Here is a 23,701-nt window from a genome sequence, read left to right on the forward strand (position 1 = left end):
GGCGCGTCTAGGCCCGTGGTTCCCGCGCCCGCAGCGCCTCGCCCAGCCAGGCCCCGGCGCGGTCCACGAGGGCGGCGGCAGCGGGAATCACGCCCGTCATGTTGGCGAAGCCGTGGATCAGGCCGGGGCCAGCGAGTTCCTCTACGCGGTTGCCCGCCGCGCGCAGGGCCTGGGCGTAGGCCACACCCTCGTCATGCAGGGGGTCGAACTCAGCGGTCAGGACCAGGGCGGGGGGCAGGTCGTGCAGCTCGGCCAGGATGGGCGAGACGTGCGGGTGCGACAGGTGGGCGGGGTCGGTGATGTACGCCCGGCCGAACATCCTCATCATGTCGCGGGTCAGGAAGTAGCCTTCAGCGTTGGCGCGGCGCGACTCGGACTCGTTCAGGAGGTCGCTGGCCGGGTAGATCAGGAGCTGGGTCTGCGGGGCCGGCCCGCCCTCGTCGCGGGCACGCAGGGTCACGGCGATGCTCAGGCTGGCGCCGGCGCTGTCGCCCGCCACCCCCAGGCGCGAGGGGTCGGCACCCAGTTCGGCCGCGTGCGAGGCCGCCCACAGGTAGGCCGCGTAGGCATCGTCTACCGGGGCCGGAAAGGGAAACTCGGGAGCGAGACGGTACTCGACACTGAGGACCGCTACGGCGCCAGAGGCGCATAGCTCACGGCACAGGCTGTCGTGGCTGGCAATGTTGCCCAGCACGAACCCCCCGCCGTGAAAGAACACCGCCAGCGGCCAACCTGCCGCCGGGGCCTCGCCCGACGGGGTATATAGGCGCGCGGGCAGTTCGGAGGCGGGGCCGGGCAGCGTCAGGTCGCGCACGGGGCCGATGCCCACGGGGCGGCCCGGCAGCGCCGAGACACTCTGGCCGGCGCGCATCTGCTCGATGCTGGTGGGCAGGGGCATCCCCGCAAGATGCTTCAGGAGAGCCTGGACGGAGGGATCAAGGGGCATGGTGAACCTCGGCTGTGAAAAGGGAGGGGCGAACAGGGCTAGAAGCCCGGCCACCGCAGGGCTGGGCTTCCAGGAACGACACCGGAAAAGGTGCGCGGAGTATACGCCTGGCCTATCGACTCTCTCCTGCGGGCACCTTTGAGGAGACCCCACGAAGTTCCAAGACCGTGCCACTACCTCGCCATTCCCGCTGCGGCGCCTTCTGTTCAATATTCGCGCTACCCAGTCGGTCCTAGACTTGGCGGTGTCCTCCCTACTCCAGCCGGTCGAGTCGGGTCCAGCCCAGACGCAGGCTGAGGGCCGTGCCCAGCACCGTCACCAGGGCCAGACCTGCCAGGCCCAGCAGCCCCTCGGGCGTGCCCAGGGCCGCGTAGCCGGGGTAAAGGTCGGGGCGCAGGACGCTGGCGGTCGCGGGCCGCGCGAGCAACAGCAGGCACAGCACCGAGTAGGCCAGCGACAGACCCATGAAGGCCAGTCCGCCGGGACTGACGCCGATCTCGCTGGGGTTGTCGGCCTCGAAACGCGGCGCGGCGGCCCCCAGCCCCACCCCCAGCGCCGTGATGACGAAGGCGTTGCTGACCGACACGAGCACGCTCAGCAGGAGCAGTGTGGGACCGAGGGCCATGCTCAGGGCGCTGGCGACCCCCATCACGAGGCCCAGCACGAGCGTGACCGGCAGCACGCCCAGAAACTTGCTAACCACCAGTTGCCGGGGGCTGAGGGGCGCGGTGCGCAGCAGCCAGTACGCCCGGCCCTCCTGCGACACGGCCGGAAAGGCGAGGCGCACTGCCACCCCGGCCACGATAAAGCCCTGAAACGCGAGCTGGATATACCCCAGGATGCTCCGGAACTGCGGCACCGGAATGGGCACGGCCCGCACGCTCACGAGGTATACGCCCGCCAGCGCCACCACGATCAGCAATTGGCTCCACTGCGTCGGGTCGCGCAGGGTCAGGCGCAGGTCCTTGAAGGCGAGGGAACCGCCGGTGCCCAGGCGCCCCAGCGCGCGCTCGCCCCAGGAGGCTGGGCGGGGCCGGGGATCAAGCTTCGGGCGGCTGGAGTCGAGTGCCCGCGCCCAGCCCTCCTGGTAGGCGCGGGCGGCCAGAGCGGCCGAGCCAAGCAGCAGCCCGGCCGTGAGCAACGCCAGTGGCAGCAGCGGCCAGACAAGCGTGCCGTGCGCCGCCCCCCAGATGCCCTGCGCGGCCCACGACGGCGGCAGAAAGGGGCTGGTGGGGCCGGCGAACTGCCGCAGCAGGGCGTCGAGCTTCTCGGGGTCCTGCGCGCGCTGCACGAGGACTTCGGGCCGCAGGGCGCGGATGGCGTACACCAGCCCCGCACTGATGAGGACGCCGAGCGCCGTGCTCACCTCGCGCACCCGGCCCACCGGGGCCACGCGCATGAGGAGCACCGCCAGCAGTGCCCCCAGCCCGACCGGCGCGGCAAAGGTCAGGAGATCGGCGAGCACCATGACCGGGTAGGCCCACGTGGGGGCACGGAAGTAGGCAGCGACGGTGAGGAGCAGCGGCAGGGTCAGGGCGACGGGCACGAGCGCTGCGTTCAGGAACGTCTCGAAGACCTTGAGGGCAAAGACGCGCCACGTGCTGATCGGCCCGGTGAGCAGAAAGTTCAGGTCGTCGCTGAGGTACAGCGTCTGGATGGCGGTGGTCGTGGCGCTGAAGGTCACGCCGCTCGTCAGGGTGATGAGGCCAATTTCGAGCACGCGCCCGAACACGTTCAGGCCCAGGTCGCCGAAACGGCCCAGGAACGTCAGCGCCTGCCAGGTGCCCCAGACCTCGGCCCACAGCAGTCCCGCGCCCAGCAGCGCCAGGAAGAGCAGCCCGGCGCGCGGCGCGCGGCGCAGGGCGTGCCCCAGGGCGGTGGCCTTGAGGCGCAGCAGGCTGGGACGGCGCGGGGACGTGCTCATGCGGGGCGCGGGCCGGACCGTCATCCGGCAGCCTGCTCGCGCTGGCGGGCGACCTCGGTCTGTTCGGCCTCCAGCAGCCGGAAGAAGATGCGCTCCAGGCTGTCGCCGTGGACGCCCCCCGCCTCGGTACCGGTCTGGGCGCGCAGGTCGTCAAGGGTCCCCTCGCCCAGCACGCGGCCCCGGTCGAGGACGACCAGGCGGTCGCACACGGCCTCGGCCAGCGGCAGCGAGTGGGTGGTGAGCAGCACCGTGCGGCCCCGGTCGGCGTGCGCCCGGAACAGTTCGCGCACCTGCCGCGCGGCGTGGGGGTCCAGGCCCACCATCGGCTCGTCCACGATCAGGACCGGCGGGTCGGGCAGCAGCGCGGCCACGATGGCGACCTTCTGGCGCATGCCGTGCGAGTAGGTTTCCAGCAATTCGTTGCCGAAGTCGGTCAGGCGGAAGAACTCCAGCCAGCGGTCGATCTCGGGGGCGGCGTTCGGCACGCGGTAGAGGTCGCCCACGAAGCGCAGCAGCTCGCGCGCCGTGAGCTTGCCGTACAGGTAGGGCCGGTCGGGGATGTACCCGAAGGCGGCCTTGGCGCGCACCGGCTCGCGCCACACGTCGAACCCCTGCACGCGCACCGTGCCCGAGGTCGGGCGGGTCAGGCCCACGAGCGCGCGGATGGTGGTGGTCTTACCCGCGCCGTTGCTGCCCAGCAGCCCGAACACCGCGCCCGGCTGCACCGTGAAGCTCAGGTCGGACACGGCCAGGTGGGTGCCGTAGCGCTTGCTGTAGTGGCTGACCTCGATCATGGCGCCCAGCGTAGGCGGCGGGGTCTGTCGGGGGTGTTACGGGGGGACGGGCAGACGGGTGAGGCTGCCTTTCAATCGCTGACCGGTTGCGGCTCCGGCAGCACCTCGCGGTAGATAAGGTCGCCAGTCACGCGCCGGGCCAGCGTCTCGAAGGCGGCCTGCCGCGCCGATGGCTCCGGGGCGGTCAGGAGGGTACGCAGTTCGGCGGCGAGGTCGGGCGCCCGGCCCCCCAGGTCGCGCGCCCAGTGCTCGCGCTTGACCATCCACCAGCCGTTCCGGGCATACAGCAGCGGCATGAGCTGGCGCGAGAGCGCCGTGAGCACCGTCACAGCGTGGACCGGGTCGCCTGCGTCAGCCTGCGCGCGTCCGTCCATCAGTTCCTCGATCAGGGCGAAGCGTTCGGCCTCGGTCGGCAGGCGTGGCGTGAGGCCGGCAGCGTAGCGTGCCCGCGCCTAGGCACACAGGTCGTCCAGCTCGGGGTGGGGCAGCGCGGGCCGCCCCTGGGCGAACATGGCGACGGTGGCCGCGTCCCCGGCGGCCAGCAGGGCGCGGATCTGGCGCGCGGGGTTGTGAAACACCTCGACGTGGACGCCCCGCACCGTGAAGTTGCTGCGCCAGCGCCGGTCGCCGTCCACCACAGCGTGGAAATCCAGGTCGCTGTGTTCATTCCCCTCGCCCCGCGCTGCCGAGCCACACCACAGCGCCGCGTACACGCCAGGGGTCGCCCGAAGGCGCTTTAGCGCACCGGGAAGAGCGGCTTCGAGGCGGACCTGGGCAGGGTCGGGCATGGGGCAGCGTAGCGGCTTCGCCCAGGCATCTGCCTGGGCCGAATGGCTCAGCCCCGGCCGCGCACCTCGAAGCCCTCGGCGCGCAGGATTTCGGCAGCGCGCGCGACCTCCTCGGGCGATTCGAGGCCGAGTTTCAGCGCGCCGCCCTCCTCGCGGATCGCCAGCACCTCGATATCCTTGATGTTCACGCCCGCCGCTCCCAGCGCCTGCGTCACCGCGCCGATCTGGTTGGGCCGGTCGGGCACCGCCACCACGAGGTCGTGCTTGGGGGGCAGCAGGCTGCGCTTGACCACCGGCAGGCTGTCGCGGGTGCGCTTGCCCTCGGTGGCGGCGGCAAGCAGTTCCTCGGGGTCGTCGAGATCGGCCTCCAGGCGCTCGAGCTGCCGCCGGAAACGCCCCAGGGCCTCGCGCAGGGCCAAGCGGTTCTCGACGACCATGTCGCGGCTCATACGCGGGTCGCCGCTCGCCACGCGGGTCAGGTCACGGAAGCCTCCGGCGGCCAGCAGGCTCAGACGCTCGTCGCGGGCCACCATGTGCGTCAGGGCGAGGCTGGCGAGGTACGGCAGGTGACTGACGGTCGCCACGAGCGCGTCGTGCGCGTCGGGCGGCATGACCACCGGGGCGGCTCCCAGGGCGACGACCAGTTCACGGGCGCGGCTCAGGGCGGTCAGGGGGGTGTGGTCCGTGGGGGTCAGCACCCACACGGCGTTTTCCAGCAGCGCGGCGCGGGCGTGCGTGACCCCGCCGCGCTCGCTGCCCGCCATCGGGTGCCCGGCGACGAACTGTCGCACGCCCAGCGCTTCCATCTCGGCGGCGATGCCCGACTTCACGCTGCCCACGTCGGTGACCAGGGCGGCCGGGTTCAGAAAGGGCGCGAGGTCGCGCGCCAGCGGCGAGAGGGTCCGCATCGGCGAGGCCAGCACCACGAGGTCGGCCGTGCGCAGCCATTCGCCGGGGCTGGTGCGAATCTCGTCGACCACGCCCAGCGCCTGGGCCTCGCGCAGCACCTCGGGGTTGGCGTCGTAGCCGATGACCCGGCGGGCCAGCAGCCGCTGGCGCAGCCCCAGCGCCACGCTGCCGCCAATGAGTCCCACGCCCGCCACCACCGCCGTCTCGAAGGGAAAGGTCGCGGTGTCGGGCAGCGAGGCGGCGCACATGGGGGCGAGGCTAGCACGGGCTTTTGTAGGCCGGACGTGGCCGGTTCAGACGGGCGGGGGCGTCCGGCCGGGCCGAACTCCCGCGCGGCGGCGGCTGCTACAGTCCGCTGGTGCCCGGCCCCGAAGTGCTGCTCTACGGTCTTCCCCTCGCCTTTCTGGCGGGCTTCATCGACGCGGTGGCGGGGGGCGGCGGCACCATCACGCTGCCCACGCTGCTCCTTATGGGACTGAACCCCGCCCAGGTCGTGGCGACCAACAAGCTGCTGGCCATCTTCGGTTCGGGCAGCGCCACCGTGCAGTACTGGCGCAAGGGCCATGTCGACCGGGCCCTGGTGCTGCGCCTGGTGCCGCTGGCCCTGCTGGGCAGCGCGCTGGGGGCCTACCTCGTGCACTTCGTGTCACCGGCCGCCTTCCAGACACTCGTCGGGGTGGTCATTCTGGGCGTAGGGGTGCTGGTGCTCGCCAACAAGCGCTTCGGGCTCGAAGACCGCTACCCCGGCCTGACGACCCGCACGCTGGTCCTCACCCTACCGGGCGCGCTGGTCATCGGCATGTACGACGGCTTTCTCGGCCCCGGCACCGGCACGTTCCTGATGTTTCTGTTCGCGCTCGCGGGCTTCAATCTGGTCCGGTCGAGTGGCAACGCCCGCGCCATCAACTTCGCCACGAACCTGGGCGCCTTCCTGTTTTTCCTCACGAGCGGCCAGATGGTGTGGTGGATCGGGCTGCCGATGGGCGTCGCCAACGCGCTGGGGGCCATGCTGGGCGCCCGGATGGCGATGCTGCGCGGCTCGGCGTTCGTCAAGTGGATGTACGGCGGCATCGTCTTGCTGGTGGCCGCACGCCTCTTTTTCCTGCGCTGAGGCCACTGACCCGGCGTCTTGACCTTGCTTTAACGCTCCGGCCCGACCGTGCCCTGCGTTTCCCTCCGCGGAGGCCGGACGCGCGAGACTGCCCCGATGACGAACGGACTTCAAGGCAAGGAACAGGCGATTTTCGCCGGCGGCTGCTTCTGGTGCACCGAAGCGGTCCTCAAGGATGTGCGGGGCGTGGATAGGATCGAGAGCGGCTACATCGGCGGCGCGGTGCCCAACCCCACCTACCGTGCGGTGTGCGGCGGCGAGACCGGCCACGCCGAGGCGGTGCGCGTGACCTTCGACCCTGCGCAGGTGAGCTACAAGGACCTGCTGGGCCTGTTTATGGCGACGCATGACCCGACCAGCCTCAACCGCCAGGGCGCCGACGTGGGCACGCAGTACCGCAGCGCCGTGTTTCCGCTCAGCGCCGAGCAGGAGCGTGAGACCCGCGAGGTCTTCGCCGAACTCGGCGAGCAGAACGTCTTCGACCGGCCCATTGTGACCACCATCGAGCCCGCGACCGAGTTCTACGTGGCCGAGGACTATCACCAGGACTACTACGCCAACAATCCCCGCCAGCCCTACTGCACCGCCGTGATCGCCCCCAAGGTCGCCAAGCTGCGCAAGTCCTACGGCGACCGCCTCAAGGCCCACACCCAGGTCTGAGCTTCCGGGCCGCGCCCCGCGGCCGAGCGGCGTTCTCCACAGCAAGTCGCTGGAGGACACTGTTCTTGTTCAGGATGTCCCGCGGCGTTCGGGGGTTCTCTGGCGGCCGTCTCCCGGCCTCAGAGGCCGCCCGGCTGGAGGGGTTTACGCGCCAGCTCCAGCAGTTCGGCCCGCACGGCGGCGGCGTCCCGGGGGCGGGCGCGGCGGTCCGGGCGCGTGAGCGAACGCCACAGCGGCGTCAGCGGGTCGCGGGTCATGGGCGCGGCGTCACCGGGCGTCAGGAGCTGACCGTGGATTCCCCAGCCCAGCAGCACGCCCACCCCGTACAAATCGCTCTCGGGACCCTGCGGCTCGCCGCGCGCCGCTTCGGGGCTCAGGAAGGCGCCGGTCCCGATCCGGGTGGGCAGCGGCAGCGGCTCGAAGGCACGGCCCGAGAGGTCGTAGTCCACCAGTTTGGCGGCGCCCTCCGGCTCCACGATGATGTTGTCGGGCTTGATGTCGCGGTGAACCAGCCCGCGTCCGTGCAGGTAGCCCAGGCCGTCGAGCAGATGCGTCAACGTGAGCAGGAAGGCCTGGCGCTCGGCCAGCAGCGCCGGACGCGAGACGTACCGCTGAAACAGGGTCTGCCCGCGCGCATAGGTCAGGATCAGGGCCGGGCTGCCCTCCAGGGTGGTGCGGGCCAGCACCGGAGCGAGGCGGGGATGGAGCAGCCCCGCACCGTGGGCGTATTCGCGCTCGGCAAATTCGGCGAGGTGATCCGGGAACACCTTGACCGAGCGCGGCTGGCCCTCCTGGTCCACGGCGAAATACACGGCGCTGTGCGACCCGCGCCCGAGCAGGCGAACGAGCCGCACGCCGTCTCCGATCACGCTTCCGGCAACTGCCATGCGTCTCACAATCTAGCCTATGTGCGGCGCAGGGAAGCCGCGAGGGCGGCGCGGGAAGGTGGCCCGGAGGTTCAGTTCAGGAGGCTCAGGGCGTATTCGCCCATGAGGCGCGGAATGTTCACGCCGGTGGTCGCCACGCTGTTCTTGAACTCCATGGTGTGGTTGATCTCGATGACCAGCAGGCCGCGCTGCGGGTCCTCGACGAGGTCGATGGCGACGATCTGGCCCTGCACCGCCGCCGCCGAACGCAGGGCAAGGTCGGCCAGTTCGGGCGTGACCTCGCACCGGCTCGCCTTGCCGCCGCGCGCCGTGTTCGTGATCCAGTGCCCCGAGGTCCGGTAGATCGCCCCGACGCACCGTCCGCCGATCACGAAGGCGCGGATGTCGCGTTCGGGCTTGTCGATCAATTCCTGCACGTAGAACACGCCGTGCTGCGGCCCGCCCAGCACTTCCTTGTGCTCGATGACCGCCTCGGCGGCGTCGCGGTCGTTGAGCTTGCTCACCATGCGGCCCCAGCTGCCGACCGTGGGCTTCAGGACCACCGGGTAGCCCATCTCCTCGATTAGCTCCAGCGCTGCCGCGCTGTCGAAGGCGACCCCCGTGCGCGGCGTGGGCAGACCGGCGGCCGCGAGACGCGAGTTGGTGGCGAGCTTGTCGCCGCACAGCTCGATGACGTGCGAGGGATTGACGACCTGCACGCCGAAGGCCTCGAGGGCACGCGTCACGGCGTGTCCCCGCGTCTGGCTCACGCAGCGCTCGATGGCGACGCGCCAGGGCACGTTTGCGCGCCCGGTTCCGTCGAAGGTCACCTTGAGCTGGGGCGTGTACACCTTGTCGTAGGGCACGCAGAGGTCGTCGAGCGCCTCGAAGAGCATCTTCTCGTCGGGACGGATGCGGTCGTACAGGACAGCGAGATCGGCCATGGCGTCTCCGGGGAAGGCTCAGGGCCGGGGGGCGGTCAACGGCGCACGCGCCCTGACCGCCCCCCGGTGCCCCGAGTCACTCGCCCCAGTCCTCCGCTTCCTGCGGAGCGGCTTCCAGACGGGGCGGGTCCACCGAGACGACTTCGTATTCCACGCCTGTGTCCTCGTCAATGACCAGTTCTCCCAGTTCGGGGTTGGTCAGTTCGATGAGGGCTCCAGTTTCAGGGTTTTCAAATTGAACAGTAGGCATCGTAATCTCCTTGCGTTTGATAGGTTAAAGGCAGATTCTTTTTTCGTTTGATATTGTCTAGGCAGCTTTAGAGCGTGGACATGTTCTGCTCGCCACCCTCCGCCTCGAACTCCAGTTCAATCCGCGCCTGGCAATGGGGACAGGCCACGAGGCTGACGGCCGCGCCGTCCGCACTCTCGATCATCGGCGCGGCGCTGAGCAGCTCATCTGTGACCTCGAATTCCTCGCCGCAGTTGGGGCACTCGGTGAGAATGCCCAGCAGTTCCAGCTCGAAGTCTTCTGCGCCGCCGTTACGGGTCACTTCCATCTCGGCGCTGCACGAATCGCAGACGATCACGTCGCCGGGGTGCAGCTCCGCACGGTCCTCGGCGCTGAGTTCCAGCACCTCGCCGCACACAGGACAGTCTATTTCCAGGGTTGCCATACCCCGATTCTACCGGGCGGCAAAAGGACCGGGCGGAGTGGCCTTCTTACTCTAGGTCGCCGGACTCCAGGGCGAGGCGGCCCAGACGCTGCGGGTCGAGCAGGTGGATGGTACCGCCGACCGTGCGCACCAGGCCCTGCTGTTCCAGGCGGCGCATGACGCGGGCGACCGTCTCGCGGCTGGCACTGATGCGGTTCATGATGTCCTGGGTTCCCAGAGGCAGAATCTGCGGCTGCGCGAGGCCCGCACCGACCCGCTGGGTGTGCAGGCTGCTCAGGACGTGGGCCAGGGCAGTCTCGGTGTTCTGGCCCAGGGCGATGAGTTCGTCATTGAGTAGGGTCACGCGGCGGGCCAGCAGGCGGCTGAGGTTCCACAGTACGCGCGGGTGCCGGCGCAGGATCTGTTCGAAGTGGTCGCGGTACAGCATCAGGACCGTCACGTCCTCCAGGGCACGCACGGTGGCGCTGCGCTCGCCGCCCTCCAGCACGGCCGTCTCGCCGACCACGCCGGGCGCGTAGATGTCGCCCATGACGCGCTCGCGGCCCGACACGCTCATGCGGATGACGCGCACCGACCCCCGCGTGAGCAGCAGCAGGGCGTCGCCGGGCACGTCCTGTTGCAGCAGGAGTTCGCCGCTGCGGAACTGGCGTTCGACGACGGCGCTGGCCGCGTCCTGCACCGCCTCGGGAAGGGCGTCTTGGAAAAGGAGGGATTGACGAAGGTCGTCCAGTCGGGACATCGGGGCGCAGTGTAGCGCAAAAACGCGTCCCACGCGCCGGATTCGTTCGGGCCGGCCCGTTCCCGGAGGCGGCCGGGGCGCGCGGCGGGTAACATGCCGCGCGTGAGCCTCCCCGCGTCTTCCGGAATCCCCGCCCTGCGGGGCGTCGAGCTGCGCCACGCTTTCGGGGAACGCGAGGTCCTGAGCGGCGTGACGCTGGAGGTGCGGCCCGGCGAGGTCGTGGCGGTCACGGGGCCGTCGGGCAGTGGCAAGAGCACCCTGCTGCACCTGCTTGGCGGCCTCGATACCCCGCAGAGCGGCGAGGTGTACTGGGCGGGCGAGCGCTGCGACCAGCTCGGTGTGCAGGAGCGGGCCTCACGGCGGGCCGGCCGCATCGGACTGGTGTTTCAGCACCACTACCTCCTCGAAGACCTGACGGTGCTGCAAAACCTCCTCATCCCGACGCAGCTTAGCGGGCGGGGCGGTCCAGAGCGGGCGCGCGAGCTGCTCTCGAGGGTAGGCCTGCTCGACCGCGCCGGCGCGCTGCCGGGGGTTCTCAGCGGCGGCGAGCGCCAGCGCGTGGCGGTGGCCCGCGCCCTGGCCGCGCAGCCCGCCGCCGTGCTGGCCGACGAACCGACCGGCAGCCTCGACCGCGCCGGGGCCGAGACGGTGGCCGGTCTACTCGTGTCTCTGGCCCGCGAGCAGGGCGCAGGCGTGCTGCTCGTCACCCACGACGACCGCCTCGCCGCGCGCGCCGACCGCACCCTGCACCTGCTCGACGGCCAACTTCAGGGCGGCGCCGAGGACTGAGGGGGCTGTTCCCGCGCAGGTAGCGGGTTTCGCCGCGCCTAACCCCGTTTTCGCCTGACCTAACCCTGCTACGCTCGCCGGATGGCCGCGTCTGCTCCCCCCTCCTCCGCCGTCTCCCCCATCCGGCTCGCCGCCCTGGGGGTCGTGGTCGCGCTGGGGGTGCTGGCCCTGAAATTCGTGGCCTACCGCCTGACCGGCAGCGTGGCCCTGCTCTCGGACGCGCTGGAGAGCATCATCAACGTGGTGGCCTCGGGCGCGGCGCTGCTGGCCCTGTGGGTCGCGGCGCGCCCGGCCGACGCGAACCATCCCTACGGTCACACCAAGGCCGAGTACCTGAGCGCGGTGGCCGAGGGTGTGCTGATCGTGCTAGCGGCGGTGGGCATCCTGCGCCTCGCCGTGCCGGACCTGTTCGCGCCGCGCCCGGTCGAGGCGGCGTGGCTGGGACTGGGCATCAACGTACTGGCGAGCGTCATCAACGGGGTTTGGGCGAGCGTGCTGCTGCGCGCGGGCCGGCGCACCCGCAGTCCTGCCCTGCTGGCCGACGGGCAGCACATCCTGACCGACGTGATCACCAGCGTGGGCGTGGTGGTCGGGGTGGTGCTCGCGGTGCTGACCGGCTGGGCGGTGCTCGACCCCCTGCTGGCGATCCTGGTTGCGCTGAACATCCTCTGGAGTGGCTGGGGCCTGCTGAGCCGCAGCGTGGGCGGCCTGATGGACGCGGGCGTGGACAGCCCCACCGAGAAGCGCATCCGGCACGCCATGCGCGAGCACGCCGAGGGCGCCCTGGAGATGCACGACCTGCGCACCCGGACCTCGGGCGCCGTGACCTTCATCGACTTTCACCTCGTGGTGCCGGGCGAGATGTCGGTGCGGGAGGCCCACGCCATCTGCGACCGGCTCGAAGACGCCCTGCGCGCCGAGCTGGAGGACGTGCAGGTCACCATTCACGTCGAGCCGCAGGACAAGGCCAAGCACCACGGCGTCCTCGTGCTGTAGGCCGCCGGGGCGCCGGAGCGAGGGTTGGTTTGAACCGGGACTATGTTTATACTGGGTCCAACATCAACCTGAGCGCGCGGCCCACATGCAGATGTGGCCGCCCTGTGGGCCGCCCGACCCGCCCGGGTGCCCGATCCACGACGAGGACCCCGCCAATGACCTTTTCCTCCCCTGCCAGCGCCACCCCGACCCCCCTGCCCGAACTGCCGCGCCCGTGGCTGGATCACTACGAGCCGGGTGTGCCGCGTGACTTCCGCGCCAGCGACCTGACCCTGCCGGAACTGCTGGAGCGCACGGCCGCCCGCGTTCCCGGCCGGGCCGCGATGACCTTTCTGGGCGCACAGACGAGCTACGCGGCGCTGTGGCAGGACGCCCGGCGCCTCGCGCTGGCCCTGCAGAAGATGGGCGTCAAGAAGGGCGACCGCGTGGCGATCATGCTGCCCAACTGCCCGCAGTTCGTAACCGCCTTCTACGGCACCTTGATCGCGGGCGCGGTGGCCGTGAATACCAGCCCGCTGTACGTGGCGCACGAACTCGAACAGCAGCTCGTGGACAGCGGCAGCGAAACGCTGATCGTGCTCGACACCTTCTATCCGCGCTACGAGGAGATCCGGGAGCGCGTGCCGGTCAAACGGGTGCTCGTGGCCGGGATTCAGGAGGCGCTGCCGTTTCCCAAGAACCTGCTGTATCCCCTCAAGGCCCGTAAGGACGGCAGCTGGACCGAGGTGGACTACGGCGACGCGGCGGTGCTGCCCTTCGCGGCCGCCGTGGCCTCGCAGCCGCCCGAGCCGCGCCCGGTCAAGCTGTCGAGCGAGGAGCCGGCGCTGCTCCAGTACACCGGCGGCACGACCGGGGTGCCCAAGGGCGCGGTCCTGACGCACGGCAACCTCATCGCCAACTGCAAGCAGTCGCGCGCGTGGATGAGCGACCTGCGCCCCGACGGGGAGATCACGCTGGCGGCCATTCCGTTCTTCCACGTGTACGGCATGACGGTCGGCATGAACCTGAGCGTCCTGACCGGCGCGACGATGGTGCTCGTCCCCAACGCCCGTGATATCCGCATGGTGCTGGGCCAGATTCAGGCGAGCAGGGCGACGCTGTTTCCGGGCGTGCCCACGCTGTACAACGCCATCAACAACCACCCCGACACCCCGAAGTACGACCTGAGCAGCGTGCGCGCGTGCATCAGCGGCAGCGCGCCCCTGCTGCACGAGACGGCCCGCCGGTTCCGCGAGATCACGAACGGAGCCAATCTGGTCGAGGGCTACGGCCTGACCGAGGCCAGCCCCGTCACTCACGTCAACCCGGTACAGGGCGGGCAGGAGGACGGCAGCATCGGCCTGCCGCTGCCGGGCGTGGACGCGCTGGTGGTCGGCGAGGACGGCCAGCCGGTGAACACGGGCGAGGTGGGCGAGCTGTGGGTCGCCGGCCCGATGGTCATGCAGGGCTACTGGCAGAAGCCCGACGAGACGGCCACCACCCTCAAGGAAGCCTTCGGGCGCATCTGGCTGCTGACCGGCGACATGGCGACGGTCGACGAGCGCGGGTTCTTCCGGATCGTGGACCGCAAGAAGGACCTGATCATCGCGGGCGGCCACAACATCTACCCGCGCGAGGTCGAAGAGGCGCTGATGTCGCACCCGGCCGTGCTGGAAGCCGCCGCCGTGGGCCTACCCGACGCCTACCGGGGCGAGACGGTCCACGCGGTCGTGGCCCTCAAGCCCGGCGCGCAGGCGACCGAAGCCGAGATCATCGCGCACTGCCGCCGCACCCTGAGCAGCTACAAGGCGCCGCGCAGCGTGGAATTCCGGGACGAGCTGCCCAAGAGCGCGGCCATGAAGATCCTGCGCCGCGAACTGGCGAAAGACGCCCGCGAGCGGCTCGGCAACGCGGCCGGCTGAGGCCCAGACCGGGCGGGCCTGCCAGGACAGTGTCTGGCAGGCCTTTTCTGTGGGCCCAGGCTGCGCGCTGCCTCCGGACCGCACCGTCTCGTCTGGCCTTCTGGCTCGCGTCTGTACGGTCCCGTCCTGCTAGCTATATGGTCGTCGCAGCCGCGGATGGGGCCGGTGAGGGGTTCCGGCCAGGAGGCCCGCCCCGCCGACGCACAAGCGTTGATCTAGGGAGCATTCATGCCCGCGGCGGGCGAGGTCTCTAGCGTGACCCTATGCCCGACCTTCTGCCAGACCTCGCCCGCCTGCGTGCCGACCAGACCACCGACGATCAGGCCTCGCCTTCGGTGCCCTACTACCACATGTGGACCGGTCCCGGAGGCGTCAGCCGACTGAACCCGGCCGCGATGACGGGATTCGGGCAGAAAAGCGTGGGCGGCGGCGCGGCCCCGCAGTGGCTGCGCCCCTTTCCCGGCGAGGTCGAGGCGGTGTCCTTCGCCGTGCTGCCGGTCGGCTGGGTGGGCGAGTGGCACGAAAGCCCGAAACCGCAGTGGGTCGTGCCGCTGTCGGGCCGCTGGTTTCTGGAGACGATGGACGGCGTGCGCGCCGAGATGGGCCCCGGCGACCTCCACTTCGGGCAGGACCAGGAGACGAACGGGGAGAAGGGCCACCGCTCCGGGCAGATCGGCGACGAACCCTGCGTGCAACTGATCGTGCAGTTCAGGGTCTCGCCCGGAGCGGCGACGCCCGAGCCGTTCTGAGCCGCCCGCTTCCCGCTCTTTTTCAGCGCGCAGCACGTCTATACTGCCAGGGATGACTTCACAGCACACCACCATTCGTGATCTCGCGGCGCATGTGGGCCAGAGCGTGACTCTGAGCGCGTGGCTGACCGACAAGAGCGGCAAGGGCAAGATTCAGTTCCTAAAACTGCGCGACGGCAGCGGCTTCGTGCAGGCGACCGTGTTCAAGGGCGACGTGAACGAGGAGGTCTTCGAGGCCGCCAAACGCCTGACGCAGGAGCAGGCCGTAATGGTCACCGGCGAGGTCCGCGCCGACGAGCGCGCCCCCGGCGGCGTGGAACTCAGCGTGCGCGGGCTCATGCCGGTGGGCGAAAACCACGCGGAGTACCCCATCACGCCCAAGGAGCACGGCATCGAGTTCCTGATGGACCACCGCCACCTGTGGCTGCGCCACCGCCGCCCCTGGGCGATCCTGCGGGTGCGTGACTGCATCCAGCGCTCGGTGGCCGAGTTCTTCCACGGCGAGGGCTTCGTGCGCTTCGACAGCCCGTTTTTCACGCCGAACGCCGCCGAGGATACGACCGAACTCTTCGAGATCGACCTGTTCGGCGAGGACAAGGCGTACCTGTCGCAGACTGGGCAGCTGCACGCCGAGGCGGGCGCGCTGGCCTTCGGCAAGGTCTACACCTTCGGGCCGACCTTCCGTGCCGAGAAGTCCAAGACGCGGCGCCACCTCCTCGAATTCTGGATGATCGAGCCGGAGGTGGCCCCGAGCAGCCACACCGAGAACATGGCCCTGCAGGAGCGCTTCGTGAGCTTCCTGGTGCGCCGCGTGCTGGCAGAATGCGCGACCGAGCTGGAGGTGCTGGGCCGCGACGTGAGAAGGCTGGCAGGCGCCGCCGAGGGCAACTACCCGCGCGTGAGCTACACCGAGGCGCTGGACATCGTGCGCCGGCACATCGAGGAGGGCGACCTGCCCGACAACGTGCAGGCCGACGTGCAGCCGGTCGAGTGGGGTGACGACCTCGGCGCGCCGCACGAGACGATCCTGGGCCACCACTTCGACCGCCCCGTGATCATCGAGAAGTACCCGGCGGCCATCAAGGCGTTCTACATGCAGCCCGACCCGGAAGACGCCCGCGTAGCCCTGTGCGACGATATGATCGCGCCCGAAGGGTACGGCGAGATCATCGGCGGCTCGGAGCGTATCCACGACTATGAGCTGCTGAAGTCGCGCCTCGAACACGAGGGCCTGCCCCTGGAAGCCTTCGACTGGTACCTCGACCTACGCCGCGTGGGCAGCGTGCCCCACGCCGGCTTCGGCATGGGCCTGGAGCGCTTCGTCGCTTGGATCACGGGCATCGACCACATCCGCGAGGCGATTCCCTTCCCGCGCATGCTGACGCGGATGAAGCCGTAAGCGAAAGCGCGTAGATGAGCTGTCGGCCCCCTCCCAGAAGTCGAGGGGGCCGTCCTCTGTTCTACAGGTCAGTGTTTGGTAGCGTCCCCCGAAGACCCTCGTGCACGAAGCGCGCAGGCCATTCCAACGGGCTCACAGCTGACCCCGACCTGAGCCGTCCCGCCGTACAACAGGGCGGCCTGCGCAGCGAAGACATTCCTGTCGGGGGGAAGATGGGAGGGAGGGCAAATAGACCCCGAACGCCTTCCAGAACCGGCTCTAACCTTCCCCCCGCTTACGCAGCAGCATCGTCCTCTTGCACCGCGCCACGAGGTCGCCGTGCTGGTTGAACCCTCGGTGCTCGACCGTCACCACCCCCTGCCCCGGCCGCGACCGGCTCTCCCGCGCCTCCACGACCTCCGACTCCGCCCGCAGCGTATCGCCGTGAAACACGGGCTTCGGAAACACCACGTCCGTCAGCCCCAGGTTGGCGACCAGCGTGCCGAGCGAGAGCTCGTGGACACTCAGGCCGACGAGCAGGCTCAGGGTCATCATCGAGTTGAACAGCGGGCGGCCGAACTCACTCGCGGCGGCGGCCTCGAAGTCGAGGTGCAGCGGCTGGGGGTTCATGGTCAGGGTAGTGAACAGGATGTTGTCCGACTCGGTGACGGTGCGCCGCAGCCGGTGGCGGATGACCGTACCGACCGGCAGTTCTTCGAAGTAACGGCCCTGGGGGCGGTCGAGGTCCTCGTTCACGCGCCCTCCCCCTGTGCCAGCAGCGCCCGCGCCGCCGCGAGCATCGGTTCGTCCACCATCTGGCCCGCGTAGGCGAAGGTGCCGCGCCCCTGCGCCGCAGCTTCGGCGGCGGCGGCCAGCAAGGCGTGGGCGCGCTCGCGCTCGGCCAGGGTCGCGCCGAATTCTCTGTGCGCCAGCGCGACCTGTGCCGGGTGGATGCACAGCTTGCCCGCGTAACCCAGGGCGCGGCCCTGCCGGGCGTCCTCCCGGAAGGCCGCCTCGTCGTTCAGGCGCGTGACCACGATGTCCAGCGCCGGCACGCCCGCGAGTCGCGCGGCGAGCGCCACCTGCGAGCGGGCGTACAGCACCTCAGCGTTGCCGGGGGTCCGCACGCCGCCCAGGTCGGTCACGTAGTCCTCGGCACCGAAGTACACCCAGGCGACCGGTGGCACCATGACCTCACGGGCGTTCCAGACGCCGGCCGCCGTCTCCAGACCCGCCATGATCGGCAGGGTCAGGCCGCGCGAGGCGAGCGCCGTCATCACCCGCGTCACGTCGCCGGCCGATTCCAGCTTGGGCACAACCACGCCAGCAAGCTCCGGGGTCAGAACCGCGAGGTCGTCCTCGAAATAGGGCGAGGCGACCGCGTTGACGCGCACGAACACCGCGAGGTGCGGCGCGGCGGCCACAAGGTCGCGCGCGGCGTCGCGGGCCACCGGGCGGCCTGCGGCCTTGGCCTCAGGTGTGGCGGGTACGGCGTCTTCGAGGTCGATGACCACTGCGTCAGGCGCGGAGCGCGGCAGCTTGGCGATCAGGTCGGCGCGGTTGCCCGGCGCGAACAGCACGCTCCGGGGGCGCGCGGGGGACTGGGCTGCCGGGGTCATCCTCTCCCCCGGTACGAACGAACGGTTGTTGGCACGGCCCCAGGATAACGGGGGGACACTGGGGACGCCCTAAGCTGGGGCCATGCGACTCGCCGTCTTCGGGGACATTCACGGCAACCTACCTGCTCTGCGGGGCGTGCTGGACGACATGCAGATCCAGAGCGCCGACGAGCGCCTGTGTCTGGGCGATGTGGCGACGGGCGGCCCCTGGCCCGGCGAATGCCTGCGCAAGGTCGCGGCGCTGGGGTGCCCGGTCATCTGCGGCAACGCCGACCGCGAACTGCTGGGGCCGCCCGTACCGTTCCGCGACCGGGGCTTTCCCGACGAGCGCGAACTGTACGACCAGGAACAGTGGTCGGCCACGCAGGTCACGGCCGCCGGGCGCGCGGCCGTGGCGGGCTTTCTGGCTACTACCACCTTTCCCGGCCTCCTGGCCTTTCACGGCAGTCCCGAGCGCGACGACGAGGTGCTGGACGCGCAGACGCCCGAGGGGAGACTGACTGAACTCCGCGCGGCCTTCGGAACGGCTCCCCTCTGGGTCGGAGGGCACACGCACCGGCCGCTGTTGCGCACGCTGGATGGCTGGACCCTGCTGAACCCCGGCAGCGTGGGCCTGCCCTTCGAGAAGCGCGGCGGGGTCTACGTGAACCCGGCCCGCGCCGAGTCCCTGCTGCTCGACCGCGTGCCCGGCGGGTGGCAGGCGACCTTCCGCCGCGTTCCCGACGCGGTGGAGGACATCCGCCAGGGCTTCCTCTCCTCGGGAATACCGCACGCAGAGTGGGCGGCGGCGGGCTGGGTGCCGGGCTGAACCGATCCTTTCAGGAAGGATGCTCTAAACTTCTGCGCGTGAGTGTCCACCTGAACGCCAAACCCGGCGAGATCGCCGAAACCGTCCTGCTGCCTGGCGACCCGCTGCGCGCCCAGCACATCGCCGAGACCTTCTTCGAGAACCCCGTGCAGCACAACTCGGTGCGCGGCATGCTGGGGTTCACCGGCACCTACAAGGGCCAGCGCGTGAGCGTGCAGGGCACCGGCATGGGTATCGCCAGCTCGATGATCTACGTCCACGAACTCATCAAGGACTACGGCTGCAAGAACCTGATCCGCGTGGGCACCGCCGGCAGCTACCAGGAAGGCGTGCACGTCCGCGACCTCGTGCTGGCGCAGGCGGCCTGCACCGACAGCAATATCAACCGCATCCGGTTCGGCGAGCGCACCTTTGCGCCCATCGCCGACTTCGAGCTGCTGCTGCGCGCCTACCAGATCGCCAAGGAGCGCGGCTTCACGTCGCATGTCGGCAACATCATGAGCAGCGACACCTTCTACACCGACGACGCCGAAGAGTTCAAGCGCTGGGCCGACTACGGCGTGCTGGCGGTCGAGATGGAAGCGGCGGGCCTCTACACCCTGGCCGCCAAGTTCGGGGTGCGCGCCCTGACCATCCTGACCATCAGCGACCACCTCGTCACACACGAGGTCACGACGGCCGAGGAACGTCAACTCACCTTCAACGGCATGATCGAGGTTGCTCTCGACGCCGCGCTGGGGCTGGACAAGAGCTGAGCACAGTAAGTGGTAGCGGGCAGATAACCGCTGCCCGCCCCTCCTTTAATTTTATTTTCGGCGCAACCGGGCGATGAAAAAGCCGTCCACTCCGTCCAGCGGTACGGTCAGCAGGCCATCGCCCGCCGGGACGTGCGGCACCTCGATGCCGGGCACGGCCTCGGCGGAAAAGTCGGGGTGGCTCGCCAGGAATCCGGCCACGACCTCCGGGCCCTCCTGCGGCGTCACCGAACACACCGAGTAGACCAGCACGCCGCCCGGCGCGACGAGGGCGGCGGCGTTGGGCAGCATCCGGGCTTGCAACTCGGCCATCTCGGTCACGGCCTCGGGGGTCAGGCGCAGCTTGATCTCGGGGTGGGCACGGAGGGTGCCGCTGCCCGTACAGGGCGCGTCGAGCAGCACGAAGGCGGCGGGCGGGGCGTCCAGCGGGGTGGTGAGGTCGTGGGACCGGAAATCGGCCCGGAGGTGCAGGCGTCCCAGGTTGGCGCGGGCCGCGTCGTGCTTGCGTGCCAGCAGGTCCACGCTCGTCACAGCCGCGCCGCGTGTGGCGAGCATGGCGGCCTTCACGCCCGCGCCGCCGGCGAGGTCGAGTACCCGCTCGCCCGCCACGTCGCCCAGTGCGTGCACGCACGCGAGGCTGGCCGGGTTGATGGGCTGGGCCTGACCCTGCGCGAAGGCGGCCGTCTCGCGCAGCGGGCGGTCGAGCTCGACGCGTTCCACGCCCTGCACACCCGGCAGCACGAGGCTGCCTTCCTCCTCCAGCGAGCGCACCCCCTCGTCCGAGAGGCTGAGCCACAGGGGCTGCGGCTCCAGCAGGCTCGCGGCCACCGCCTCCGCCTGGGCACCATAGGCTCCGGCGTACACGTCGGCCAGCCACGCGGGCAGCTCGGCGGTTCCTCCGTCCACTGCCCCGTCTGGCCGCTCGACGCGGCGCAGCACGGCGTTCACGAGACCGGGGGGTGCCAGACGCGCGCCGCGCGCGAGGTTCACGTACTCGCTGACCACCGCGTGGGCCGGGGTGCCCAGGTATAGCTTCTCGAACGCGCCGGCCAGCAGCAGGGCCCGCGCCTTGGGATGGGTGTCGCCGCGCAGCATGGGCGTCAGGGCGGCGTCCAGGCTGAGCACGCGGCGCAGCGTGCCGTACACGATATGGGTCGCCAGACCCGAGTCGCGCCCCGGCAGGCGGGCCGACTTCAGGGCGGCGTCCAGGGCCGGGGCCGCGAAGGTCTCACCGGCCAGCACGCGCAGCAGCACCCTCACCGCCACTTCGCGGGCAGGATTGAACGGACCAGGAGGACGGAAAGCGGCTTGACTCACCGGCGCAGCATACGGGGTCCGGCACCCAGGGAAACCGCCCCCACCCTCAGTCCGGAGGAGGGAGCGGCGCAGTCAGGCCCCGCCTAGGCGTGCGGCGCCGGGGCCACGGGCCGCACCTGCGGGCGGGCGACCAGGGTCCAGACCAGGAGCCCGAGCAGCACGCTGCCGCTGAGCAGGTACGGCGCGCCGTGCCCGACCGAGCCGTACAGCCCGGTGCCCAGCAGCGGCCCGGTCATGCGGCCCAGGGCCAGGGCGCTGCTGTTCAGGCCCGCGACCGCGCCCTGCTGGTCGTCGTTCGCGCTCAGGCTCAGGGCGGCGCTCAGGCTGGGGCTCAGGACCGCGCTGCCCACCCCGATCACCGCCAGGGCCAGCGTGATGGGCCAGTAGGCCGTCATGTGCGGCAGCAGCAGCATTCCGGCCGCCATGACGCTCAGCCCCACGGCGATCAGGGGGGCGGGAGGCAGCCGCTTGCTGAGGGGGCGGATGGCTCCGCCCTGCACGAGCGCCGCCACCACCCCGAACACTGCGAGCATCCCGCCGACCGTGCGGGCCGTCTCGGCGGGGGTGAGATTCAAGGTGTCCTGCACGTAAAAGCCGATGGTCTGCTCCATGCCCACACTGGCCAGAGTGGAGAGCGCACTGATCGCCAGGAACAGCAAAATCGGCCCACGCCCCAGCAGCTGCCGCCGGTTCGCCGGAGCCGCACTGGCCGCACCCGGACGACGGGTCTCGGGGAGGGTGCGCCACGCGACCAGGGCCGTCAGCAGCCCCAACCCCGCGCTGAAGAAGATGGGCGCCGTGAGCCCCAGCGTGCTCAGGAGCGCGCCGATCCCGGGACCGAACACCACTCCCAGACCGAATGCCGCCCCGATGAGACCCAGGCTGGCGGCGCGGTTTTCCTTGTCGCTCAGGTCGGCCATCATGGCCTGGGCAGTGGGCAGCGTGGCGCTCGACAGCACGCCGCCGACCACCCGCGACAGCACCAGCAGCCCGAACAGCGCGCCGCCCGCCAGGACGCCCTGCGTCCCGAGGTAGGCCAGCAGCCCGAACAGCCCGAAGCTGACCGAGAACCCCACCAGGCCCAGCAGCAGCACCGGCCGGCGGCCCACACGCTCGCTGCGGGCTCCCCACAGCGGCGCGAAGACGAACTGCATCAAGCTGTAGGCGGTCGAGAACCAGGCGGCCTGCGTCTCGCTCAGGCCCAGTTGCCGCGCGAGGGGCGCGATGATCGGAAACAGGACGCTCAACCCCAGCATGGCCGTGAAAATGGTGAAGAAGAGGATGACCTTGGTGCGGCCCATGGTCCTCTTTTGTGGAGAATCCGTCATGCCGGCGAGTATACACGTCCCCTGACCGCTCGGTCAGGACGGGAGGTCACCAGAGATCTGGGCGTGACCGTTCACACGGCCGGCCCTGATTGAACTCAGTCCATAAAAAGCAGAAAAGTCTGATTCATCGGTGAGAAAACGATTGCACCGACTTTCGCGGATCTCTTGTCTGCTGCCCACCGGACACGGTATGATCACTCTCGACCATTCTTCTGTTGGCCCCACCTTGACTGCCGGTGCATTTGTACAGTCGGCGCCTGGGTGTCTGCTGTGACGCCCATACGCGAAACCCTCTCTTGTCTGGAAGCGGTTCCTTTTCGGGCTCGCCCGGCGGCAGGCCGGCCGCCGCGTCTCTCCGGAACAGCAGGTGTTCAGTTTCTACTCGGCCGTCCTTATCCCGGATTCCCACTTTCCCCGGTTCGTCTCCGGATGAACTTTTTTCCCAGGAGTGCCATGAAAAAAGCCCTGACCATTCTCTCGCTCGCATTGCTGGGCCAGGCCAGCGCCGCCAACATCACCGTGTGGAGCCACTTCGGCACCGGAGAACTGACCTGGCTGCGCGAGCAGGCCGCCGCCTTCGACAAGAAGACCGGCAACAAGACCACCATCGTGACGGTGCCCTTCGACCAGATTCCCGACAAGCTCATCCAGAGCGCGTCGCGCGGCCAGGGCCCCGACGTGGTCGTGACACTGCCGCAGGACCGCCTCGGGCAGCTCGCGGCGGCGGGCGTCATCGAGCCGATGGACAAGTACGTGACGAGCAAGTCCGACCTCGACAAGACGGCGCTGCAGGCCATGACCTATCAGGGCAAGCTGTTCGGCATCCCGATGTTCGCCGAGTCGGTCGCCCTCGTCTACAACAAGAAGCTCGTGACCCAGCCCCCCACCACCTGGAGCGCCTTCCTGAGCGCCGCGCAGAAGAACACCGGCAACGGCACCTTCGGCTACCTCGCCGACCTGAGCAACGCCTACATGAACTACGGCGTGATCAGCGCCTACGGCGGCTACGTGTTCAAGAACACTGGCGGCACGCTGAACACCAAGGACGTGGGCCTCGCCAACGCGGGCGCCGACAAGGCCAGCGCCTTCCTGAACGACCTGCGCTACAAGTACAACCTCGTCCCCGAGGGTGTGGACGGAGCGGCGGCCAAGAGCGCCTTCACCGACGGCCGCCTGGCGATGTTCCTCACGGGCCCCTGGGACATGGGCGACATCAAGAAGGCCGGCATCAACTACGGCATCGTGTCCTTCCCCACCCCTCCCGGCGCGGCCGGCAAGTGGAGCCCCTTCGTGGGCGTGCAGGGCACCATGCTCAACGCCTACAGCAAGAACAAGGCGGCCGCCGCCCTGTTCGCCAAGCAGATCAGCACCGCCGACGCGCAGGTCGCCTTCAACAAGGCCGGCGGGCGCATTCCGGTGAGCCTCGCGGCGCGCACGAAGCTCAAGGCCGACCCGGTGGTCGCGGGCTTCGGCAAGAGCATCAGCGCCGGGACCCCCATGCCCAACGTGCCCCAGATGGGCGCGGTGTGGGGCCCCTGGAGCAACGCGATCGCCCAGAGCGTCCAGAAGGCCAACCAGAACTACTCGCAGATCCTGGACAAGGCCGTTCAGGAAATCAACGGCAACATCAAGTAACCGGCAGCACCTGGAGGCGGACAGGCCCTACGTGTCCTGTCCGCCTCTTCTGATTTTCCGGCCTCGCCCAG

Annotated in this window: 25 protein-coding genes; 10 read left to right on the top strand and 15 right to left on the bottom strand. The window is 70.0% G+C overall.

Annotated elements, in window-relative coordinates:
- Positions 1–7: 7 nt before the first annotated feature.
- The 6 genes from ASF71_RS01430 to ASF71_RS01450 form a co-directional block, all read right to left on the bottom strand.
- Positions 8–946 (bottom strand): alpha/beta hydrolase, encoded by a 939-nt coding sequence (locus ASF71_RS01430; RefSeq protein ID WP_056295038.1) that lies wholly within the window; start codon positions 944–946, stop codon positions 8–10.
- A gap of 253 nt (positions 947–1,199) precedes the next feature.
- Positions 1,200–2,894, bottom strand: coding sequence for a hypothetical protein (locus tag ASF71_RS01435; RefSeq protein ID WP_056293759.1), 1,695 nt, complete (start codon positions 2,892–2,894; stop codon positions 1,200–1,202).
- Positions 2,891–3,664, bottom strand: a complete 774-nt coding sequence (locus ASF71_RS01440) for an ABC transporter ATP-binding protein (protein ID WP_056293762.1) — start codon at positions 3,662–3,664, stop codon at positions 2,891–2,893. The genes ASF71_RS01435 and ASF71_RS01440 overlap by 4 nt, the downstream gene beginning before the upstream one ends.
- Before the next feature lie 71 nt (positions 3,665–3,735).
- Positions 3,736–4,038: a hypothetical protein gene (locus tag ASF71_RS01445; RefSeq protein WP_235514074.1), complete on the bottom strand. Its 303-nt coding sequence runs from the start codon at positions 4,036–4,038 to the stop codon at positions 3,736–3,738.
- A gap of 78 nt (positions 4,039–4,116) precedes the next feature.
- Positions 4,117–4,452 carry a hypothetical protein gene (locus tag ASF71_RS24860; protein ID WP_235514075.1) on the bottom strand — a complete coding sequence of 112 codons (336 nt, stop codon included), beginning with the start codon at positions 4,450–4,452 and terminating at the stop codon, positions 4,117–4,119.
- Between the two features lie 47 nt (positions 4,453–4,499).
- Positions 4,500–5,609, bottom strand: coding sequence for a prephenate dehydrogenase (locus ASF71_RS01450; RefSeq protein ID WP_056293766.1), 1,110 nt, complete (start codon positions 5,607–5,609; stop codon positions 4,500–4,502).
- A 110-nt stretch (positions 5,610–5,719) separates the two neighbouring features.
- Between ASF71_RS01450 and ASF71_RS01455 the strand changes: the two genes are divergently transcribed.
- Positions 5,720–6,472 carry a TSUP family transporter gene (locus ASF71_RS01455; protein ID WP_056293768.1) on the top strand — a complete coding sequence of 251 codons (753 nt, stop codon included), beginning with the start codon at positions 5,720–5,722 and terminating at the stop codon, positions 6,470–6,472.
- A 96-nt stretch (positions 6,473–6,568) separates the two neighbouring features.
- On the top strand, positions 6,569–7,132 hold the full coding sequence (gene msrA / locus ASF71_RS01460; protein ID WP_056293771.1) for a peptide-methionine (S)-S-oxide reductase MsrA: 564 nt from the start codon (positions 6,569–6,571) through the stop codon (positions 7,130–7,132).
- A 119-nt stretch (positions 7,133–7,251) separates the two neighbouring features.
- On the opposite strand, the gene ASF71_RS01465 is transcribed toward msrA, so the two are convergent.
- The 5 genes from ASF71_RS01465 to ASF71_RS01485 form a co-directional block, all read right to left on the bottom strand.
- The gene (locus ASF71_RS01465; RefSeq protein ID WP_056293774.1) at positions 7,252–8,019 is read right to left on the bottom strand and encodes a serine/threonine-protein kinase; all 768 of its coding nucleotides are present in this window, start codon (positions 8,017–8,019) and stop codon (positions 7,252–7,254) included.
- A gap of 71 nt (positions 8,020–8,090) precedes the next feature.
- Positions 8,091–8,942: a lysine biosynthesis protein LysX gene (gene lysX, locus ASF71_RS01470; protein ID WP_056293775.1), complete on the bottom strand. Its 852-nt coding sequence runs from the start codon at positions 8,940–8,942 to the stop codon at positions 8,091–8,093.
- Positions 8,943–9,018: 76 nt separating this feature from the next.
- On the bottom strand, positions 9,019–9,192 hold the full coding sequence (gene lysW / locus ASF71_RS01475; protein ID WP_056293778.1) for a lysine biosynthesis protein LysW: 174 nt from the start codon (positions 9,190–9,192) through the stop codon (positions 9,019–9,021).
- Positions 9,193–9,259: 67 nt separating this feature from the next.
- Positions 9,260–9,616, bottom strand: coding sequence for a hypothetical protein (locus tag ASF71_RS01480; protein ID WP_056293781.1), 357 nt, complete (start codon positions 9,614–9,616; stop codon positions 9,260–9,262).
- 46 nt (positions 9,617–9,662) lie between these two features.
- Positions 9,663–10,355 carry a Crp/Fnr family transcriptional regulator gene (locus ASF71_RS01485; protein WP_056293784.1) on the bottom strand — a complete coding sequence of 231 codons (693 nt, stop codon included), beginning with the start codon at positions 10,353–10,355 and terminating at the stop codon, positions 9,663–9,665.
- A 93-nt stretch (positions 10,356–10,448) separates the two neighbouring features.
- On the opposite strand from ASF71_RS01485, the gene ASF71_RS01490 reads away from it, so the two are divergent.
- The 5 genes from ASF71_RS01490 (at position 10,449) to asnS (ending at position 16,189) form a co-directional block, all read left to right on the top strand.
- Positions 10,449–11,144 (top strand): ABC transporter ATP-binding protein, encoded by a 696-nt coding sequence (locus tag ASF71_RS01490; protein ID WP_056293786.1) that lies wholly within the window; start codon positions 10,449–10,451, stop codon positions 11,142–11,144.
- Between the two features lie 81 nt (positions 11,145–11,225).
- The gene (locus ASF71_RS01495) at positions 11,226–12,140 is read left to right on the top strand and encodes a cation diffusion facilitator family transporter (protein WP_056293789.1); all 915 of its coding nucleotides are present in this window, start codon (positions 11,226–11,228) and stop codon (positions 12,138–12,140) included.
- A gap of 155 nt (positions 12,141–12,295) precedes the next feature.
- The gene (locus ASF71_RS01500) at positions 12,296–14,041 is read left to right on the top strand and encodes a long-chain fatty acid--CoA ligase (protein ID WP_056293792.1); all 1,746 of its coding nucleotides are present in this window, start codon (positions 12,296–12,298) and stop codon (positions 14,039–14,041) included.
- 263 nt (positions 14,042–14,304) lie between these two features.
- Positions 14,305–14,790, top strand: a complete 486-nt coding sequence (locus tag ASF71_RS01505) for a cupin domain-containing protein (RefSeq protein WP_156372548.1) — start codon at positions 14,305–14,307, stop codon at positions 14,788–14,790.
- Positions 14,791–14,842: 52 nt separating this feature from the next.
- A complete protein-coding gene (gene asnS / locus ASF71_RS01510) occupies positions 14,843–16,189 on the top strand; it encodes an asparagine--tRNA ligase (RefSeq protein ID WP_056293795.1) in 1,347 nt (448 codons plus the stop codon).
- Positions 16,190–16,447: 258 nt separating this feature from the next.
- Here the strand turns inward: asnS and ASF71_RS01515 are convergent, their stop codons facing one another.
- On the bottom strand, positions 16,448–16,924 hold the full coding sequence (locus tag ASF71_RS01515) for a MaoC family dehydratase (protein WP_056293798.1): 477 nt from the start codon (positions 16,922–16,924) through the stop codon (positions 16,448–16,450).
- A complete protein-coding gene (locus ASF71_RS01520; protein WP_056293801.1) occupies positions 16,921–17,787 on the bottom strand; it encodes a CoA ester lyase in 867 nt (288 codons plus the stop codon). Before ASF71_RS01520 ends, ASF71_RS01515 begins: the two co-directional genes overlap by 4 nt.
- A gap of 82 nt (positions 17,788–17,869) precedes the next feature.
- Between ASF71_RS01520 and ASF71_RS01525 the strand changes: the two genes are divergently transcribed.
- Both ASF71_RS01525 and deoD read left to right on the top strand, forming a co-directional pair.
- A complete protein-coding gene (locus ASF71_RS01525; RefSeq protein ID WP_056293805.1) occupies positions 17,870–18,595 on the top strand; it encodes a metallophosphoesterase in 726 nt (241 codons plus the stop codon).
- A gap of 38 nt (positions 18,596–18,633) precedes the next feature.
- Positions 18,634–19,350, top strand: a complete 717-nt coding sequence (deoD, locus tag ASF71_RS01530) for a purine-nucleoside phosphorylase (protein WP_056295044.1) — start codon at positions 18,634–18,636, stop codon at positions 19,348–19,350.
- A gap of 51 nt (positions 19,351–19,401) precedes the next feature.
- Here the strand turns inward: deoD and ASF71_RS01535 are convergent, their stop codons facing one another.
- Together ASF71_RS01535 and ASF71_RS01540 are read right to left on the bottom strand one after the other, a co-directional pair.
- Entirely contained in the window at positions 19,402–20,667 is a 1,266-nt protein-coding gene (locus ASF71_RS01535; RefSeq protein ID WP_082505303.1) for a transcription antitermination factor NusB, read from the bottom strand.
- 83 nt (positions 20,668–20,750) lie between these two features.
- Complete coding sequence (locus tag ASF71_RS01540; RefSeq protein WP_235514076.1) at positions 20,751–21,995, bottom strand: MFS transporter; 1,245 nt, start codon at positions 21,993–21,995, stop codon at positions 20,751–20,753.
- 453 nt (positions 21,996–22,448) lie between these two features.
- On the opposite strand from ASF71_RS01540, the gene ASF71_RS01545 reads away from it, so the two are divergent.
- Positions 22,449–23,630 carry a maltose ABC transporter substrate-binding protein gene (locus tag ASF71_RS01545; protein ID WP_056293811.1) on the top strand — a complete coding sequence of 394 codons (1,182 nt, stop codon included), beginning with the start codon at positions 22,449–22,451 and terminating at the stop codon, positions 23,628–23,630.
- Positions 23,631–23,701: the final 71 nt, after the last annotated feature.

It is taken from the genome of Deinococcus sp. Leaf326, from assembly GCF_001424185.1.
In the GTDB taxonomy this organism is placed as follows: Bacteria; Deinococcota; Deinococci; order Deinococcales; family Deinococcaceae; genus Deinococcus.